Source organism: Conexibacter stalactiti (assembly GCF_033542075.1).
GTDB classification, from domain to species: Bacteria; Actinomycetota; Thermoleophilia; order Solirubrobacterales; family Solirubrobacteraceae; genus Conexibacter; species Conexibacter stalactiti.
In genome coordinates, this window is the sequence record NZ_JAWSTH010000006.1 from 99,989 (window position 1) to 118,116 (window position 18,128).

Annotated in this window: 11 protein-coding genes, 1 tRNA gene and 1 pseudogene; 3 read left to right on the forward strand and 10 right to left on the reverse strand. The window is 71.8% G+C overall.

All coding sequences use genetic code 11. The features are described from left to right. Window positions 1-9: 9 nt before the first annotated feature. The 7 genes from R7226_RS04475 to R7226_RS04505 all read right to left on the reverse strand — a co-directional run bounded on the left by R7226_RS04475 (window position 10) and on the right by R7226_RS04505 (window position 10,458). On the reverse strand, window positions 10-4,173 hold the full coding sequence (locus R7226_RS04475; protein WP_318595837.1) for an alpha-amylase family protein: 4,164 nt from the start codon (window positions 4,171-4,173) through the stop codon (window positions 10-12). 16 nt (window positions 4,174-4,189) lie between these two features. Beyond that, a complete protein-coding gene (locus tag R7226_RS04480) occupies window positions 4,190-5,011 on the reverse strand; it encodes an SDR family NAD(P)-dependent oxidoreductase (protein ID WP_318595838.1) in 822 nt (273 codons plus the stop codon). Then, the gene (locus R7226_RS04485) at window positions 5,008-5,706 is read right to left on the reverse strand and encodes a GntR family transcriptional regulator (protein WP_318595839.1); all 699 of its coding nucleotides are present in this window, start codon (window positions 5,704-5,706) and stop codon (window positions 5,008-5,010) included. Before R7226_RS04485 ends, R7226_RS04480 begins: the two co-directional genes overlap by 4 nt. Then, window positions 5,706-7,223 carry a sugar ABC transporter ATP-binding protein gene (locus tag R7226_RS04490; RefSeq protein ID WP_318595840.1) on the reverse strand — a complete coding sequence of 506 codons (1,518 nt, stop codon included), beginning with the start codon at window positions 7,221-7,223 and terminating at the stop codon, window positions 5,706-5,708. Before R7226_RS04490 ends, R7226_RS04485 begins: the two co-directional genes overlap by 1 nt. Before the next feature lie 77 nt (window positions 7,224-7,300). Then, entirely contained in the window at window positions 7,301-8,377 is a 1,077-nt protein-coding gene (locus R7226_RS04495; protein WP_318595841.1) for a sugar ABC transporter substrate-binding protein, read from the reverse strand. A gap of 31 nt (window positions 8,378-8,408) precedes the next feature. After that, window positions 8,409-9,476, reverse strand: coding sequence for an ABC transporter permease (locus R7226_RS04500; RefSeq protein WP_318595842.1), 1,068 nt, complete (start codon window positions 9,474-9,476; stop codon window positions 8,409-8,411). Between the two features lie 214 nt (window positions 9,477-9,690). Beyond that, complete coding sequence (locus R7226_RS04505) at window positions 9,691-10,458, reverse strand: SDR family NAD(P)-dependent oxidoreductase (protein WP_318595843.1); 768 nt, start codon at window positions 10,456-10,458, stop codon at window positions 9,691-9,693. A gap of 153 nt (window positions 10,459-10,611) precedes the next feature. Between R7226_RS04505 and R7226_RS04510 the strand changes: the two genes are divergently transcribed. Then, on the forward strand, window positions 10,612-11,655 hold the full coding sequence (locus tag R7226_RS04510) for a hypothetical protein (RefSeq protein WP_318595844.1): 1,044 nt from the start codon (window positions 10,612-10,614) through the stop codon (window positions 11,653-11,655). Between the two features lies 1 nt (window position 11,656). Here the strand turns inward: R7226_RS04510 and R7226_RS04515 are convergent, their stop codons facing one another. Together R7226_RS04515 and R7226_RS04520 are read right to left on the reverse strand one after the other, a co-directional pair. Further along, a complete protein-coding gene (locus tag R7226_RS04515; RefSeq protein WP_318595845.1) occupies window positions 11,657-13,666 on the reverse strand; it encodes a M1 family metallopeptidase in 2,010 nt (669 codons plus the stop codon). 98 nt (window positions 13,667-13,764) lie between these two features. Then, window positions 13,765-13,837, reverse strand: a tRNA-Thr gene (locus R7226_RS04520). A 105-nt stretch (window positions 13,838-13,942) separates the two neighbouring features. On the opposite strand from R7226_RS04520, the gene R7226_RS04525 reads away from it, so the two are divergent. After that, window positions 13,943-15,529, forward strand: coding sequence for a glycerol-3-phosphate dehydrogenase/oxidase (locus R7226_RS04525; RefSeq protein WP_318595846.1), 1,587 nt, complete (start codon window positions 13,943-13,945; stop codon window positions 15,527-15,529). A 50-nt stretch (window positions 15,530-15,579) separates the two neighbouring features. After that, window positions 15,580-17,838 (forward strand): glycoside hydrolase family 3 N-terminal domain-containing protein, encoded by a 2,259-nt coding sequence (locus R7226_RS04530; protein WP_318595847.1) that lies wholly within the window; start codon window positions 15,580-15,582, stop codon window positions 17,836-17,838. On the opposite strand, the pseudogene R7226_RS04535 reads toward R7226_RS04530, so the two are convergent. Next, a pseudogene (locus tag R7226_RS04535) lies at window positions 17,822-18,128 on the reverse strand (phage tail protein); the annotation flags it as partial. The gene R7226_RS04530 and the pseudogene R7226_RS04535 sit on opposite strands and share 17 nt — an antisense overlap.

Consider the following 18,128-nt stretch of genomic DNA (forward strand, 5'->3'; position numbering starts at 1 on the left):
GTCCCTTCCTCACGGCCGCACGTGGAACGCGTCCACGCCGACCGTGCTTGCGCTGCTGTCGAGGTTGCGCGTGCCGAGCACTCTCACCGTGAGCGTGTGCGGCCCGCTGGTCGGGAAGGTCGCCTGGTAGAGGGCGGCCTGGCCGACGCTCGGCCCGCGGAAGCCGAACGTGTCGACGCGCGCGGCGAACGCGCCGTCGAGCGAGACGTCCGCGCTGCCGCAGGCGGCGCAGATCGGGCCAACCCAGGTGATCCGGCGGCCGGTGAATCTGACCGTCGCGGTGTCCCCCGCGGTCGCGCTCGACCTGACGCCGCCGCTGGTGCTCCAGCCGCTGCCGGCGTAGGTGATCGAGGCGTCCGTCTCAGCGACGACCGTCGGCGCGTTGGTGAGCGCCTGGAAGCCGTCGAGCGTGATCGCCAGCCCGCTGGAGCGGCTGTTCTTCGAGCCGGCCGGCGCGATGCTGATCGTGTGTCTGCCGACCGCTCCGAACGTCTTCGTGTAGACGGGGATCTGGTGGTTGGTGTCGTCGGGCGCGTAGAGGTCGAGCGTCGTGTCAGTGACGCCGTCGATCTTCACGTCGACCTTGCCGAGGTCGGGACCGAGCTTGGCGAGGTAGGTGACCTGGCTGCCGCTGAAGCTCCACGAGGCGGTCGCCGTCGTGGCCGCCGGCGGCGGCGGGTCGGTGCTGTAGCGGACGAACGGATCCCAGGCGGTCGCGTCGTACTGGTAGTTGCCGCTGCCGCGGTTGACCTCGAAGCGGATCGCGTCACCTGCCGCGACCGCGACCCCGGAGACGTTGGCGGCGACGCCGGTCGTGTCGTTGGCGCCGATCGTTCTGGTGCCCCAGATCGTCGTGCCGTTCTTCGTGATCTTCACGACGACGCCGTCACCGCCCGTGACGAACTTCGCCACGTTGCCGGTGATGTCGACCGTGCCCGCTCTCGGCGCGACCCAGGTGCGGGCCGTGTCGTTGCTCTCGCCGGGGTGCAGCGCGCTCGGCCAGACGAAGCCGCCGCTCGCGTCGTGCCACTCGCGCATCCCGAGGTAGCCGCCGGTCGCAGCGTAGGTCGAGATGTCCTGCCATCTGCCGGAGACGAAGTCCTGGTAACGCCAGTTGTTCGCCCCCTGCGTGCCGGAGAAGCCGGTGCAGGCGTCGTTGCAGGTGCCGGCCGAGCGCGACAGCGTCTCGCCGGAGGCGTCGATCACGTCTCTCTGGTGATCCCAGCCGCCGCTGTAGGTGACAGCCGAGTCGTCGTCCTCGACGCCGGTCGTGTCGACGGTGAAGCCGCCCGCGGTCGCGCCGCTGGAGAGGTTGCCGTCGCCGTCGATCGTCTTCACCACGTACGGAGCGTTCGGCGAGGCCATCGCACCGGAGTGGAAGAAGTAGCGGCCCTTGGAGACGGTGCCGATCACTCTGCCGAGCAGCGAGATCTGGTAGCCGCTGACCCAGTGGTCGTCACTGCCGGCGTCCCACGTCACGTCGACGCCGGCCCAGTTCATGTTCGTGCGCACGTGCGCCTGGACGTTGGTCGGGTTGCCCGGCGCCGTTCTGTCGGCGCCGCCGCCCGGGTGCTTGGGCATGCCGATCCAGATCAGCTCGCCCGCGCCGATCGAGGCGAGTCTGATGCCGTTGGTCATCAGATCGCTGCCGGTGCGCGAGGCGCTGCCGGAGCCCAGTTCGTAGCGCACGTCGTAGGTCGTGCCGGGCGTCAGCCCGCGCGGATAGACGGTGACGGCCGAGCCGGAGCCCGAGCCCTTGTAGATCACGAGTGACTTCGAGCCGTCGCCGCTGACGCGCTGGAACCAGTTGCGCTCGTTGTCGCTGGCGGCCGGGTGGTACTGGTGGACCCAGCGGCCGACGACGTCGTTGGCACGCAGATAGCGGTACTTCTCGATCAGCTTGCGCATGCACGCGAGCTTCACCGGATCGCTGGTGTCACCGGTGAAGTCCGGGTTGTACATCAGCAGCGAGTTCCATCTCGTCGTGCAGTTGCCCGGGTCCCAGGTGTCGGGGATGCCGCTGATCTTGTCGGCCGGGAAGAGGCGCGACGCGTCGTGCTGCTCGGCGAAGCCGTCGCGGTCGGTGATCGAGTAGCCGGAGGCCATCCGCATGAACTCCCAGCTCGTCTCGTAGCCGCCGGAGTCGACGCCCTGGATCGCGGAGCCGGTGCGGGTGTCGAGGAAGCGCGCCTGGACGCGGCGGAATGCCTGGTCCTGCGCGAGCTGCTGAGCGCCCGGCCAGTCGGTCACCGGGCAGGAGTCGTTGCGCCACTGGAAGTCGCCCCAGGCGGCCGCCTTGCCGATCAGCAGGTCGCCCATCCACGCTTCCGCGCCGGGCTGCGTGAGGTCGATCAGACGATCGGCGTAGCCGCACGGCGAGCCCATCACGAACCAGCCGGGGTTCGCTCTGTACGCGTCTGAATTGAGGTTGGCGTTGTACGCCATCATGTAGATCAGCTGCTTGGTGCCGGACTTCGCGAGCAGGTCGTTGCTCTGTCTGAAGTCGGGGCCGTTCCAGTCGCCGGGCTTGTCCCACCAGCCGTTGTCACGGTGATAGGTGTCGGCGCCGATCGTCTGCATGTGCGGCGCCAGCCCGAAGATCTTCTGCAGCGTGCCGGCCTGGTCCCACGTGCCGGTCCACTGGCTGCCTCTGAACCAGTAGCCGAGCATGCGGATCGCGGTGAAGTACGGATCGCGCGTGTAGTCCCACATGTATCTGTACTGCCAGTCGAGCAGGCGGTTGGTCATGTCGTCGAGGTCGTCGACGTAGACCTGCGTGAACGCTCTCGGAGAGCTGATCGTCTCGCCTGCCACCAGCGACTTGGAGTAGTTGGGGATCGACAGCGACAGCGCGCCCGCGCCCTCCTGGTTGCCGGCTCTCAGCGCCCAGCGGCCGTAGTAGTCGAAGCCGACCGCGACGCCGTCCTGCTCGGCTCTGTCGAAGAGGGTGAACCAGGGGATGTAGTTGAACGAGGTCTCCGCCCAGCCGGCGATCGGGCAGGCCGCGCCGGAGCCGAAGTCCTCGTAGCGCCAGGCGTTCGCGCCCTGCGTGGAGGAGAAGCCGCTCGACGCTCTGTACGACGCGCCGCCGCCCTGGTAGGTGACCGTCGGGTTCCAGCCGGTCGAGTCGTTGGACCAGTCGCCGTTGCCCTCGATCACGAAGCGGATGCGGTCGCCGGCTCTCACCGTGACGTTGGCGACGTTCACGGCGATGCCGGTCGTGTCGCTGCCCGCGATCGTCGTCGGCGAGAAGATCACGTCGTCGTTCTTGAGCACCTTCACGACGACGCCGTTGCCGGCCGCGTCGACCTTCGCCGCGTGGCTGGCGACGTCGACCGTGCCGCTGGTCGGAGCGACCCACGTGCGCGACGTGGCGCTGCTCGGCCCGGGATGCTGCGCGTCGGGCCAGACGTAGCCGCCGGAGGAGTCGTGCCACTCTCTCTGGCCGAGGTGGCCGCTGGCGTTGTAGGTCGCGATGTCGCCGAAGCCGGCGACGCCGCTGGCGTTGGCCGGGCAGTCGAACTGGTCGTAGGAGTCGAACGTGCGCGCGTAGGAGGAGGAGAGCGCCGTCTGGCGCAGCTCCCACGAGCCGGCCGCGTACTTGGCGCCGGTCATCCAGCGCAGCGTCGTGTCGGCCGTGTCGTCGCCGAGCACGTGCTGTTCGAGGAACGACGGGCGCACCAGCGAGGCCGCGCCGCTGCCGGTGTTCTTGTAGTCGCTCCACTCGCGCATCAGGCCGGTGCTCGGGTGCACGAGGTAGTGCTTGGTCACCTGCACCCCGCTGCGTCCGATCGTCACGTCGAGCTTGATCGCCGACTGGCCGCCGACGGTCGCCGTCGCGGCGCTGCCCGACACGCACGACCAGCCGGGCGTGGCGCCCGTGATCGTCGTCCCGTCCCACTCGAAGCGGACCTCGCGCGACGGCGTCGAGGCCGAGACGTACTCGCGCACCGGGGAGGTGAGCTTGTTCTTGAAGCTGGTGAGCGTGTACGTCCCGCTGCTGAACGTCAGGACCTTCTCGGATGCGGCGGTCCCGATCGTCCAGCTGCACTGGTTGGCGCCGGCGTTCGCGTAGGCGTCACCGACGGTGACGGCCCGCGCGGCCGACGACGCTGCCAGCGTCAGGACGAGCGAGAGTGGGAGCGCGAGCACGCTCCGGGGCAGATGCGGCATGACGGTGGGACCCTCCTCACAACAAGGCGCCGCCGTTCACGCGCAGGACGTGACCGGTGACGAAGGTGGACAGGGGGCTGAGCAGGAAGATGCAGGCGCCGGCGATCTCCTCCGGCTGGCCGAGGCGGCCGAACAGCGTGCGCGAGCCGGCGACCGCCTTCTGCTCGGGCGTCGCCGCGAGCAGGCCATCGGTGTCGACCGGGCCGGGGCTGACGGCGTTGACGCGCACCTGCGCCGGGGCGGCCTCGCGCGCGAGCGACTTCGTCAGCGCGATCACGCCGCCCTTCGCGGCGGCGTAGTGGCTGGCGGGGCTGATCGAGCCGTACTCGCCGGCGGTCGAGGCGACGTTGACGATCGAGCCACCACCGCGCGCGACCATAGCCGGCAGGACCGCCTGGCAGCCGGCCGCGGCGGTCAGCAGGTTGGCGGTCAGGATGCGTGTCCAGGCGGCCGCGTCGAGCGTGTCGTAGTCGCGCTTCTCGAACAGGCCGGCGCAGTTGACGAGCCCGTCGACCGGCCCCAGCTCGGCGCCGACGCGCGCGTGCAGCGCGGCGAAGGCGGCCGGGTCGGCGGCGTCGATCGCCTGCGTCAGCAGGCGCGAGTCGGTGTCGAGGCCGGCGTCGTGCGAGGGCACGACGCCGGCCTGCGACAGCTCCCCCGAGAGCGTGTCGAGCGGCTCCTGGTGCAGGTCGGTGAGCGCGACGCGCGCGCCGGCGGCGACCAGCACGCGGGCGATCGCGCGGCCGATCCCGCCGCCGGCGCCGGTCAGGATCACGGTGCGGCCCTCCAGCAGCGGCATGCCGCCGGCGAGCGTGTCGGACAGCCTCTCGGCGATCATCGGTCCTCCCCCTGCGCGTCGCCGAACATCGACGCGGTCAACTCGAACTGGTTGCTGAGCATCGCCACCGCCTCCTCCGCGCGGCCGGCGCCGATCGCCTCGATCAACGGCTCGTGCGAGGCGACGATGCGACGAAAGTGGGTCGCCGGATCGACGGCGGCGAGGCGGCGGTTGCCGATCGCGATCACCGTCTGGATCACCGGCGCGACCGCCTTCCACGCCTCGACGAGGAAGCGGCTGCCGCTGCGCTCGACGAGCGCGCGGTGGAAGGCGATGTCGAGCTCGACCAGCCGCGGCGTCGTCGCGCCTTCGACCTCGAAGGCGTCGAGCGCGTCGGTCAGCGACGCTATCGGCGCGGCGCGCTCGGCACCCCAGCGGATCGCCGTGCTCTCCAGCTCGAAGCGGACGCGGAAGAGGTCGTCGAGGTCCTCGGCGCCGAAGCCGACGACCGAGGTGCGGCCGTTGGGCAGCGTGCGCACGAGCCCCTCGCCCTCCAGCACGTGCAGGGCGCTGCGGACCGGGCCGCGGCTGACCGCCAGCTCGTCGGCGACGCGCGCTTCGACCAGCGGCGTGCCGGCCTGCAGCGAGCCGTCGATGATCGACTCGCGCAGCACCGCCGCGACCCAGCCGGAGTAGATCGAGCGGCCGAGCTTGGTCGCGTGCTGGCCGCTGTCCTGCGCGGTCGCGAGCCGCATCACGACGTCACCGCCGTCGTCGTCGCCTCGATCACGCGCGCCTCGCTGCCCTCGCCGCGTCTGAACTCGTCGACGATCGCCCCGTCGGCGAGCACGAGGCAGCGATCGCAGAGGCCGACCAGCTCGGCGATCTCGGAGGAGACGACGAGCAGCGTCACGCCCCTGTCGGCGAGGTCGAGGATCAGGCGGTAGATCTCCTGCCGCGTCTCGACGTCGACGCCCTTGGTCGGCTCGTCGAGCAGCATGATCTTCGGCGCGTTCATCAGCACGCGCGCGAGCAGGATCTTCTGCTGGTTGCCGCCGCTGAGGTGGGCGACGTCGGAGCTGGGCGACGGCGCCTTGATGCGCAGCGATCTGATGAAGCCGAGCGCCGCCTGCTGCTCGCCGCTGCGGTCGACCCAGCCGCCGCGCGAGAGCCCGCTGAGGTTGCCGGCGGTGATGTTCTCGCGCAGCGCGAAGTTGAACAGCAGACCGGTCCCCTTGCGGTCCTCGGTCAGCATCGAGATGCCGGCGCGGCGCGCGTCGGCGGGGCTCTTCAGCCGCTGCGGCTCGCCCTCGACAGCGATCGTGCCGGTGTGCGGCAGCGCGCCGTAGATCGCGCTCAGCAGCTCGGTGCGGCCGGCCCCGACGACGCCGGCGATCCCGACGATCTCGCCTCTGCGGGCGGTGAAGCTGACGTCGCGCAGCACGTCGCGCGGGCGCGTCGGATGCGGGACGGAGACGTGGTCCAAGCGCAGCGTCTCCTGCTCGCCGTGTCTGCTGGAGCGGGTCGGGTAGAGGTGGTCGACCTCGCGGCCGACCATCGCGGCGACGATCCCGCGCTCGCTGAAGTCGGCGCGCGCGATCTCGGCGACCTTGCGACCGTCGCGCAGCACCGTCGCGCGGTCGCACATCCGCATCACCTCGGGGATCCGGTGGGTGATGAAGACCATCGTCGTGCCGGCCGCGCGCAGGCGGTCGAGGACGGCGAAGAGGCGCTCCGTCTCGGTCCCCGCGAGCGACGCCGTCGGCTCGTCGAGGATCAGCACGCGCGGGTCGGTCGTCAGCGCGCGGGCGATCATCACCAGCTGGCGCTGCGTCGCGCTGAGCGCGGCGACGGGTGCGCGCGGGTCGAGCGGGATCTCCAGCCGGCCGAGCAGCTCGCCGGCGCGGCGGCGCAGCTCGCGGAAGGAGACGCGCGGCGCGGTCTCCAGGCCGGTCTGCCCGACGAACAGGTTCTCGGCGACGCTGAGCTGCTCGACGACCTGGATCTCCTGCGGCACGTACGCGACGCCCTGGTCGCGCGCGGCCGCCGGGGAGGCGAACGCGACGGGCGCGCCGTCGACCCTCACCGTGCCCGTGTACGAGCCGGACGGGTGGACGCCGGTGAGGATCTTGACGAGCGTCGACTTGCCGGCGCCGTTGTGGCCGACGAGCGCGTGGATCTCGCCCGCGTGGAGCACGAGGTCGACGTCGCTGAGGGCGGGCACGCCGGCGAACTTCTTGCCGAGCCGCTCGGTTTCGAGCACGTGGGTCATGTCGGATCGATTCAGAGGGGCCGGAGGAGCGCGGCGCCGTTGCGACGCGCGCTCCTCCGTCCGGTCGGGTGGGGTCCCTAGAGGCCCTTCGTGGCCTCGTCGGCCTCGTCGAGCATCCCTTCGAATCTCGCGACCTGATCTCTGGTGATGATCGTGGCCGGGAGCGGGTTGTCGTAGGCGACGGTGTCGCCCGCGACGAGCTGGTCGAGCAGGTCGGCGGTCTTGGCGCCCTCCTCGAAGAGCGGCTGGCCGACGACGGCGAACACTCTCCCGTCCTTGACGAGATCGAGGTTCTGGCGGACGTAGTCCATGCCGATGATCGTCAGTCTCTTGCCGGCCTGGTCGGCCGCGCCGGCCCACGTCACGGGGCCGCCGCCGGTCGTCGAGAAGGCGGCGACCGTGTCGGGGTTGGCCTGCAGGATCGAGACCGCCTTCGCCTTCGCGGCGGGGACGTCGAAGCCCTCCTCCTGCGGCTCGAGCACCTTCACGTCGGGGCACTCGTCACCGAGCGTCTCGGTGAACACTCTCGCGACGAGGTTCTCGACCGTGTTGAACGAGCCCTCGGTGACCGCGACCGTGCCTCTGCAGCCGATCTCTCTGCCGATCGCTCTGGCGGACTCGACGGCGTAGTCGGTCGGGACCGTGCCGGTGACCGCTCTGAGGCCGGGCGCCTCGCCCTCTCTGACCGGGATGTGCCACGAGACGATCGGGTAGTCCTTGCCCCATCTCGCGATGAAGGGATAGGTCGACGGGTCGTAGGCGTAGACGCCGACGCCCTTGATGTCGCCCTTCGCCAGCACGGCCTCGGCGAGCGGCGCGCTGGCCGGCATGTCGAGCGCCTCGGCGCCGACGATCTCGCACTCGTAGCCGAGTCTCTTGCACTCGCTCAGGAAGCCGCCCTGCATGATGCGGTGGACCGGGTGGTTGCGCATCGGCTGGACCCACAGCAGCTTGCCCTTGTCCTCCGCGGGGGCGTCGTCGGCGGCGGTCGTCTCGGCGGAGGCGTCGGCGGCCTGCGTGGCGGCGGCGGTGTCGCCGCCGTCGTCGTCGTTGCTCGAGCCGCAGGCGGCGAAGACGAGCGCGGTGAGCGCCAGTGCGAGCAGGGCGAGCAGACGCAGGGGCTTGCGCCGCCCGCTCGGGGTGTACGTGTCCATCTCTCTCCTCTCCAGGGTTCCTACGAGGTGCCTACGAAGTGCCGCCGGCGAGCGAGACGCGCCGCCGTGCGATGTCGACGCCGACGGCGAGGACCATGATCAGTCCGACCGCGACGGTCTGCCAGTTGGGGTTGACGCCCACGACGACGAGGCCGCTCTGCACGACCTGCAGCAGCAACATGCCGACGATGCCGGCCGCGACCGTGCCGACGCCGCCGAAGAGGCTGACGCCACCGATCACGACGCCGGCGATCACGGTCAGCTCCCAGCCGGTGCCGATCGACGGGGTGCCGCTGGCGCCGTCGGCGAGCACGAGCATGCCGGCGACCGCCGACAGCGCGCCGACGACCATGAAGCAGGCGATCTTCACGCGGCCGGTCGAGATGCCGACGAGCCGCGCGACCTCCGGGTTGCCGCCGGTCGCGTAGAGGTTGCGGCCGGTCGTGGTGCGGCGCAGCACGACGTCGGCGACGACCGCGAGCACGACCAGCAGCACGAACGACCAGCCGAGCCCGAACAGCACGTCGGCGCTGCCGATCTCGCCGACCGATCTCGGCAGCGGATAGATCGGGTAGCCGTTGGTGATGACGTAGATGAAGCCTCTGGCGGCGTAGAGCATCCCGAGCGTCGCGATGAACGCGGGGATGCCGACGCCGACGACCAGCAGGCCGTTGATCAGGCCGACGAGCGCGCCGGTCGCGAGGCCGCCGAGGATCCCGAGCGGGACCGGCAGGTTGCCCTTCGTCATCAGCCAGGCGCTGACGATCGCGGACAGGCCCGCGACCGAGCCGACCGAGAGGTCGAACTCGCCCGCGACGAGCAGGAGCGTCTGGCCGATCGCGATGATCCCGACGAACGAGACCGCCGTCAGCATCGAGCGCACGTTGGTGCCGGACAGGAAGGCCGGCTCCAGCAGCCAGAAGACCAGCACGAGGCCGGCGAGCGCGGCGATCACGCCGGCCTCGCTGACCGCGAGCGCACGGCGAAGGCGATTGGGCGCGGATGGCGGTGCGGCGACCGCCTCGGCGCCGGCCTCGGCCTCCGCCGCGACGGCTGCGGGCAGGGGGGCTCCCGGCCGGTCGCGCTGCAACAGGTTCACGTCGTCTCTCTCCTCGTCGCGGGCGATGCGCCGTGTGCGACCGCGGCGTCCGTCCGTCTCCTCGTCGTGCGCGGCCCGCCCTCTGCGGCGCGCCGGCCCGGCAGCTCTCCTCTACCGCCTCGTCCTCATCCGGAAAACGAAAACGGTAAACAATTTACGAAGACCGTATACCGATCGCGCGGGGCGTGTCAAGGGCGCGGTGTCAAGGGCGCGCTCAGACGAGCCGCGCGAGCAGGCCGGCGTCGGCGACGACCGTCGTGCCGTTGACGACGCTCGCGGCGTCGCCGGCGACCCAGGCGATCACGGCGGCGATCTCCTCCGGCCGCGCGACGCGGCCGATCGCCGTGGTGGAGCCGCTGTCGTCGAAGCCGGCGTCGGCGGCGCTGAGGCCGCGCCGCGCCAGCTCGCGCCGCGTCAGCGGCGTGTCGACCGAGCCGGGCGCGACGCAGACAGAGCGAATCCCATCGGGCGCGAGGTCGAGCGCGAGCTGCCGCGTCAGCGCGACGAGCGCGCCCTTCGACGCGGCGTAGGCGGCGTTGCCGGTCATCGTCGCGTAGGCGTGGACGGAGGAGGTCGTGACGATCGCGCCGCCTCCGGCCGCGCGCAGCAGCGGGATCGCATGGCGGCCGAGGCGGAAGACGGCGCCGACGTTGACCGACCACAGCCGCTCCAGATCGGCGTCGGAGATCGACTCGACCGTGTCGGGGTCGGCGGCGATCCCGGCGACGTTGACGAGCGCGCGCAGCTCGCCGAGCGACGCCGCGGCGCCGACCGCCGCCTCGCAGTCCTCGGCGGAGGCGACGTTGACGGCGCGGCCGACTGCCACACCGCCGGCCGCGGTGATCTCGGCGGCGGTTCGCTCGGCGCCGGCGCCGTCGAGGTCGGCGACGAGCACGGCATCCCCCTGTGCGGCGAGCGCGAGCGCCGTCGCCCGGCCGATCCCCGACGCCGCCCCTGTCACGATGCTGACGCGCTGCGCCATTCCGGCTCCCTTCGCCGCCGCATGCCGCGTGCGGCAGTATTCGTTTTCTGTTGACAAAGTGCTCTCGAACGTAGAGGCTTCGCGACCGCTGCGTCAAGCGGCGCCGGATCCGCTCGCGCCGGCATGCCCCGTCAAGCGACGAAGCGACTTCCGATGCCCTCCCCCGCCGAGATCACGCTCCAGTCCGACGCGCTGCTGCTGCGCTGCACGCCCGCGCAGGGCTTCTCGATCGCCTCGCTCGTCGACCGCATCAGCGGCGCCGAGGCGTTCTGGCAGCGCCCCGGACACACGCCCGCGAGCTGCTCGCGCGTGCTCGGCCCGGCCGGCGAGGCGTCGTCGGAGACGTTCGTCGACCTGTTCGCCGGCGGCTGGTTCGAGATGTTCCCCGAGGTCGGCTACACGCAGCCCGGCGACCCCGCGTCGCTCGTCCACGGCGAGGTCGTGCGGCTGCCGTGGGAGGTCGTCTCGACCGACGCGGAGCACGTCGAAGCGCGCGTGGCGTGCGTGCGCCGGCCGCTGACGCTGACCCGCCGGCTGACGCTCGACGGCGCGCGCCTGCATGTCGCCGAGCGAATCGAGAACGTCGGCGCCGCGCCGGCGCCGTACACCTGGGGCCACCATCCCTGCTTCTCGCGCACGACCTTCGCCGGCGGCCGGATCGAGCTGGAGGCGGCCGCGGCGACCGTGCCCGAGCCGTGGTTCCAGCCCGAGAGCGCGACGCTCGCGTTCGGCGACTTCGACTGGCCGCACGCGCCCGCGCGCGAGACGAGCGCCGCGGCGCATCCCGGCGGCGCCGGCCCCGCGCCGGTCGCCACGACGCCCGCTCACGGCGCCGCGCCGCCCGCCGCCACGTTCGACCTCTCCCAACTGCCCGTGCGCGCCGACGGCCGCCACGACCATGCCTGCCTGACGATGGGCAGCGGCAGCTTCCGCCTGATCGCCCCCGATGCCGGGCCAGCCGGCCGCGCGCTGCGGATCGACTTCGACCGCGAGCGCTTCCCCTACGCGCTGCTGTGGCAGAACTTCGGCGCCGGCGACGGCTTCCCGTTCTGGGGCGCCGCCGACACCTTCGCGATCGAGTTCTCGACGATGCCCGGCCGCTCGACCCCCGACGCGCTCGCCGCCGGCGCCGTCTCCCAGCTCCACCCCGGCGAGGTCGTCGAGACCTCCTTCACGGTGGGGTGGGAGGCGGTCTGACTCAGAAGCTCCCCGGCGTGATGTCGGGCTTGTTGCCCGGCTGGGTCGGGTCGCCCGTGTAGCTCGTGTAGAGCCACTGCTGGAAGAACTGGTCCCAGAGGGCGGCGCGGGCGGGGTCGGTCGCCTTCACGAGCGCGATGAACTGCTCGGTCGTGACGTTGCCGTTCGCGTGATCGGTCAGCCACGATCTCATCATCGCTCTGAAGGCGTCCTCGCCGAGCGCCGGCGTCGCGATGAAGACCTCGCGGATCGCCGTCATCGTCATCGCGCCACGGGAGTACATCGCCTCGGTGTTGAAGATGTCGCCGGCGGTCGGCGGATCGGCCGGCGGGATCAGCCAGAAGTCGGGCTCGGCGGCGGCATCGGCGGTGTAGAAGTAGTCGAAGATCCCCATCGGCGCCATGTCGCCTTCGACGGCGGCGCCCCACAGCCACGAGGAGAACTCGGTGATCCCCTCGTTGAGCCAGATGTCGCGCCAGCGCGCGAGCGTGACGAGGTTGCCGAACCACTGGTGGGCGTTCTCGTGCGCGATCGTCGCCATGCCGACGCCGCTGCTGTCAGCGTTCGAGGAGGGATAGGTCGGCTTCGTCTGCGTCTCGAGCACATAGCCGATGTCCGCGCCGACGCGCGGGACCACGGCGCCGGCCGCGTCGAAGGGATACGGCACGCCGTAGTAGCCGGCGTACCAGTCGAGGATCTCCGGCACGCGCTGCTGGTCGGCGACGATCTCGGCTCTTCTGAACGACTGGTCGACGTAGATGTAGAGCGGCCGCGGGCCTCTGAGGTCGGAGCCGGAGCTGTCGAATCTGCCGATCGAGACGGTCGCGAGGTAGGGCGCCATCAGATCGTCGGAGGTCCAGTCGTAGGTCGTCGTGCCGTCGGGGTTGGCGGTCGTGCCGTCGAGCACGCCGTTGGCGACGGCCGCGAAGCCGCTCGGCGCGGTCACGGAGATGTCGTAGGTCGCCTTGTCCGTCGGCACGTTGTTGACGGGGAACCAGCCTTGCGAGCCGAGCGGCTCGCCGAGCGCGACGGAACCGAAGTCGACGTTCGACAGCCAGCCCTCCATCGAGCCGTCCGGGTCGATCACCGGCTCCGGCACGCCGCTGTAGTTGACCTGGACCGTGAACGCGGTCCCGCTGACGATCCCGGCGCTTGGGGTGACGATCAGCTTCGACGCCGCGAAGTCGAGCGTGAAGGGAGCCGATCTGCCGGCGACCGACACGGAGCCGATCGCGAGTCCTTGCAGATCGAGGCTGAACTCGCTCAGGTTCTGCGTCGCGACCGCGTCGATCGTCGCCGTCCCGTGCAGCATCCGCGCGAAGACGTCGGTGTACGCGAGGTCGAGGTCGTAGCGGCGCACGTCGTAGCCGCCGTTGCCGATCGTCGGGAAGAGCGAGTCGCCCGCCGTGCGCGCACCCGGCAGGAAGGCCGGCGGCACCGGCGGCTTCGACGGTGGCGGGCCGGGCGGAGTAGGTCTCGGCGGAAGCGGTGCCGGCTGCCGTCTCGGTGCCGGTCTCGGCGCTCTGAAGGCGACCCGCACGCGGCGCGCCGCCGTCGCGCAGTCGACAGCGCGCGAACCGCGTCTCGGCCGCACGCAGACGCGCAGCTCGAAGCCCTTGGCGACGGCGGCCTTCAACGTCGGCGCCATCACCCGCACCGCGAACGTGCGCCGTCTGCCGGCACCGATCGACGCGATCCGCGCGCCGCCGAGCGCGTGCACGGTCGGCCGTCTGCCACCGCTCCGCAGCAGCAACTGCAGCTGCGCCGGGCGCGCCCTGCTGCCGCGGTTGACGACGGTGCCGCGGACGACGAAGCGCTGTCTGGCGACGAGCATCGTGTCCGATGCTCTGACGTCGCCCACCAGAAGCGGCGAGCGGGTGGGCGCAAGCGAGAGCGCGGAGACCGCGGTGGGTGCCGCGGGCGCTCCCGCCGGTGAGAGACCGAGGCAGATCGCGATCGACACTGCCGCTGCGAGCCCGCCGCCGGAGACCTTCGAGCGTGCCCTCGTCATCTCATGCCCCATCTCGTCGCGACTCGCAGTGCGACCGCACACTAGCGCGCCCCCTCAACAACGCAGAAAGCCCCGCATGAGCGAGGCTTTCGCAGAGGAGCCGCCGAGCGGATTCGAACCGCTGACCCCTTCATTACGAGTGAAGTGCTCTACCAGCTGAGCTACGGCGGCCAACACCCGGGCGACGCGCGGCCGCCGGGACGGACATCGTAGCCGACGCGGACGGGCGGCGAAGCGTCGCGCGGGGTGGACACCGATGTTACAGTTGGGCGCGTGGTGTCACTTCGTCGCAGATCGCTCCCGGAAGGGCGCGCGCCGGACTCGCTCAACGCGAGCCGGCGGACCGCCGAGCTGGCCGAGCTGACCGGCGCCGACGGCAGTCCCAGAGCGGTCGACCTGCTCGTCGTCGGCGGTGGGATCACCGGCGCCTGGATCGCGCTCGACGCCGCCACACGCGGCCTCGACGTCGCCCTGATCGAGCGCGGTGACCTCGCCAGCGGCACCAGCCGCTGGAGCAGCAAGCTGGCGCACGGCGGCCTGCGCTACCTCGCGCACCTCGACTTCGGGCTCGCGTGGGAGTCGGCCTCCGAGCGCGCCGTGCTGATGGACGTCAACGCCCCGCACCTCGTGCGCGCGCTGCCGCTGATCCTGCCGCTCGGCGACGAGGTCGGGCGCGCCGCCGGCGCCAAGCTGGAGACCGGCATCCGCATCGGCGACCGCATGCGCGCCGCCGCCGGCACCAGTCGCCGCCGGCTGCCGCCGACGCGCCGCATCTCCGCCGAGGAGGCGCGCCACCTCGCCCCCGCTCTGACCGACCGCGGCCTGCGCGGCGCGATCCTGCATTGGGACGGCCAGCTCGAGGACGACGCGCGGCTCGTGCTCGCCGTCGCCCGCACCGCCGCCGCGCACGGCGCGCGGATCCTCACCTACACGCGCGCGGAGCGCCTGCACAGCGATGGCGCGACCGTCGTCGACGAGCGCACCGGCACGCGCCACGAGCTCGCCGCCCGCAACGTCGTCAACGCGACCGGCGTGTGGGCCGGGCAGCTCAGCGGCGGCGTCGAGCTGCGGCCCAGCAAGGGCTCCCATCTGCTCGTCCGCGAGGAGCTGCTCGGCGGCCCGCGCGCCGGGATCAGCGCGCCGATCCCCGGCAGCGGCGGCTCGCGCTTCGTCTTCGCCGTCCCGCGCGGCGACGGCCTCGTCCTGATCGGGATCACCGACGAGCCCTACGAGGGCGGCGACGTGCCGGAGGTCCCGCCGGTCAGCGAGGCCGAGGAGAGCTTCCTGCTGCAGTCGGTCAGCCGCGTGCTGGAGCGGCCTCTGACCAGCGCCGACGTCGTCGGCCGCTACGCCGGCCTGCGGCCGCTGCTGGCGAGCGCCGAGAGCGAGGCGACCGCCGACCTCTCGCGCCGTCACGCGGTGCTCGAGCACGATGGCGTCGTGACCGTCGTCGGCGGCAAGCTGACGACCGCCCGCCGCATGGCGCAGGACGCCGTCGACCAGATCGTGACGCGCCCCGGCGTCACCGCCGGCCCGTGCCTGACGCGCGCGCTGCCGCTCGTCGGCGCCCCGCCGGCCACCGCCGCGCCGCAGGCCGGCGAGCTGCCGCCGCCGCTCGTGCGCCGCTACGGCGCGGAGGCGTCGCGCGTCGCCGCGCTCGCCGACGGCGACCCTGAGCTGCTGGCGCCGCTGGCGCCCGGCGTCCCGGTCTGCCGCGCGGAGCTGCGCTTCGCGGTCGCGCACGAGCTGGCGCTGACCGCCGACGATCTGCTCGACCGCCGCACCCGTCTCGGCCTCGTGCCGGAGCGCCGAGCCGCCGCGCTCGCCGCCGCCGAGCACGAGCTGGGTTTGACACGCCGCTGAACGGATAGGCCAACACGCGGGACCGGAGCGAGCCCTGGAGGGGAGCTCTCATGTCAAAACCCGTACCCGTCCCTGTGCGGATCGCGCTTGTCGTCGCATTGGCGGCGTTGATCGCGCTCGCCGTGCTGCTGGTGCCACGCGGCAGCTCGCCGCCCGCGACCGCACAGGATCCCAACGACGAGATCGAAGCGCAGATCGACGACTGGCTGTCGAGAATGACGCTGGAGCAGAAGCTCGGTCAGCTGCAACAGCTCGACGCCGACTTCCCGACCGGCAGACTCAGAGAAGACCAGCTTCAGATGGTGCGTGAGGGCCGGCTCGGCTCGACGCTCAACGGTCGCGGCGCCGCCGCCACCAACGCCGCGCAGAGAGTGGCGCTGGAGGAGTCGTCGCTGAGAATCCCGCTGCTGTTCGGCTTCGACGTGATCCACGGCTACCGCACCGTCTTCCCCGTGCCGCTCGCGGAGGCGAGCAGCTGGGATCCGGCCGCCGCCGAGCGGTCGGCCGCGATCGCCGCGCGCGAGGCGCGCGCCGCCGGCGTCCACTGGACCTTCGCCCCGATGGTCGACGTCACGCGCGACCCGCGCTGGGGCCGCATCGTCGAGGGCGCCGGCGAGGACGTCTTCCTCGGATCGGTCTTCTCGGCCGCGCGCGTGCGCGGCTTCCAAGGCGACGACTACTCCAGACCCGATCGCGTCGCCGCGACCGCCAAGCACTGGGTCGCCTACGGCGGCGCGGAGGCGGGCCGCGACTACAACACCGTCGACACCTCCGAGCGGCGCCTGCGCGAGTTCTACTTCCCGCCGTTCAGAGCCGCCGTCGACGCCGGCGTCGCCACCTTCATGACCTCCTTCAACGAGATCAACGGCGTGCCGGCGACCGCCAACCCGTTCGTGCTGAGAGACGTGCTGCGCGACGAGTGGAGCTTCGACGGCACGGTGATCTCCGACTACACGGCGGTCAGAGAGCTGATCGCGCACGGCGTCGCCGCCGATGACGCCGACGCCGCGCAGCTGGCCCTGAACGCCGGCACCGACATCGAGATGGTGTCGAGAACGTTCGCCGAGAACGGCGCCAGACTGGTCGCCGACGGCCGCCTCTCAGAGGCGACGATCGACGAGGCCGTGCGCCACGTGCTGCGGCTCAAGTACCGCCTCGGACTGTTCGACAGACCGTACGTCGACGAGGCCGCCGAAGCGGCCGTGCTGAGCGATCCCGAGCACCGCCGCGAGGCGCGCCGGATCGCCGGCCGCTCGATGGTGCTGCTGAAGAACGACGGCGGCGCGCTGCCGCTCGCCGACAACCTGCGCAGAGTGGCGGTCGTCGGACCGCTCGCCGACTCGCAGGTCGACATGATGGGCACCTGGATCGGCGACGGCAAGGAGGGCGACGTCGTCACCGTCCGCGACGGCTTCGAGCAGGTGCTCGGCAGACGCGGCGTGCGCTACGCGCAGGGCTGCGACGCCGAGTGCAGATCGAGCGGCGGCTTCGGCAACGCGGTCGCGGCCGTGCGCGGCTCCCAGGCGGCGGTCGTCGTGCTCGGCGAGCCGTGGTCGTGGAGCGGCGAGGCCTCCTCGCGCTCGCAGCTCGACCTCCCGGGCAGACAGCTGCAGCTGCTGAGAGCGATCCACGCGACCCGCAAGCCGTACGTCGTCGTGCTGATGAACGGCCGCCCGCTGACGATCGACTGGGCGGCCAGAAACGCGCCCGCGATCCTCGAGGCGTGGTACCCCGGCACCGAGGCCGGTAACGCCGTCGCCGACGTGCTGCTCGGCAAGGTCAACCCCGGCGGCAAGCTGCCGGTGAGCTTCCCGCGCAACGTCGGCCAGATCCCGCTCCACTACGACGAGAAGCCGACCGGCCGGCCGTTCGACCCGGCCAACAAGTACACGTCGAAGTACCTCGACGTCGACAACTCGCCGCAGTACCCGTTCGGCTTCGGCCTCTCGTACACGAGATTCGCGCTCAGCGGTCTCACCGTGACACCGGACTCGATCACGCCTGACGGTGAGGTCACCGTGACGGCGACCGTGCGCAACACCGGCCGCCGCGCGGGTGACGAGGTCGTGCAGCTGTACGTGCGCGACAGAGTCGCCAGCGTGACGCGACCGGTGAGATCGCTCAGAGGGTTCGAGCGGGTGACGCTGGAGCCGGGTCAGTCGCGACAGTTGACGTTCAGACTGGACCGCTCCGACCTGGAGCTGATCGACAGAGACGGCAACCCGGTCGTCGAACCGGGCGCCTTCACGGTGTGGGTGTCGACCAGCTCGGTCGGCGGCCTGGAAGGGAGCTTCAGCGTGACCGGTTGACGCTCGCCTTCCGCTTCTGCTTCGCGAGCTTGGCGCGCTGCTGCTTCGCGGCGGCGGCGCGCTTGCGCTTGGCAGCCGCGGCCTTCTGCTTGGCCGCCTTCTGCTTTGCCGCCTTCTGCGCTCTCGCGTTGCGGACCGCCGCTCTGCCGGCGGGGCCGCGTGCGCCGCGCGCTCCGCGCGGGCCGGTCGCTCCCGCTCTGCCGGCGGGGCCGACCGGGCCGGGCGCGCCGTCCCAGCCGTCGTAGCCGTTGTAGCCGGCCGCGCCGGCGGGACCGGCAGGCCCGCTCGCG

What these genes read in the sequence shown, in the direction of transcription:
- R7226_RS04495 (WP_318595841.1), bottom strand. Translation starts at nt 8,377, where the DNA reads ATGGACACGTACACCCCGAGCGGGCGGCGCAAGCCCCTGCGTCTGCTC.
- R7226_RS04515 (WP_318595845.1), bottom strand. Translation starts at nt 13,666, where the DNA reads ATGACGAGGGCACGCTCGAAGGTCTCCGGCGGCGGGCTCGCAGCGGCA.
- R7226_RS04505 (WP_318595843.1), bottom strand. Translation starts at nt 10,458, where the DNA reads ATGGCGCAGCGCGTCAGCATCGTGACAGGGGCGGCGTCGGGGATCGGC.
- R7226_RS04480 (WP_318595838.1), bottom strand. Translation starts at nt 5,011, where the DNA reads ATGATCGCCGAGAGGCTGTCCGACACGCTCGCCGGCGGCATGCCGCTG.
- R7226_RS04510 (WP_318595844.1), top strand. Translation starts at nt 10,612, where the DNA reads ATGCCCTCCCCCGCCGAGATCACGCTCCAGTCCGACGCGCTGCTGCTG.
- R7226_RS04530 (WP_318595847.1), top strand. Translation starts at nt 15,580, where the DNA reads ATGTCAAAACCCGTACCCGTCCCTGTGCGGATCGCGCTTGTCGTCGCA.
- R7226_RS04475 (WP_318595837.1), bottom strand. Translation starts at nt 4,173, where the DNA reads ATGCCGCATCTGCCCCGGAGCGTGCTCGCGCTCCCACTCTCGCTCGTC.
- R7226_RS04490 (WP_318595840.1), bottom strand. Translation starts at nt 7,223, where the DNA reads ATGACCCACGTGCTCGAAACCGAGCGGCTCGGCAAGAAGTTCGCCGGC.
- R7226_RS04485 (WP_318595839.1), bottom strand. Translation starts at nt 5,706, where the DNA reads ATGCGGCTCGCGACCGCGCAGGACAGCGGCCAGCACGCGACCAAGCTC.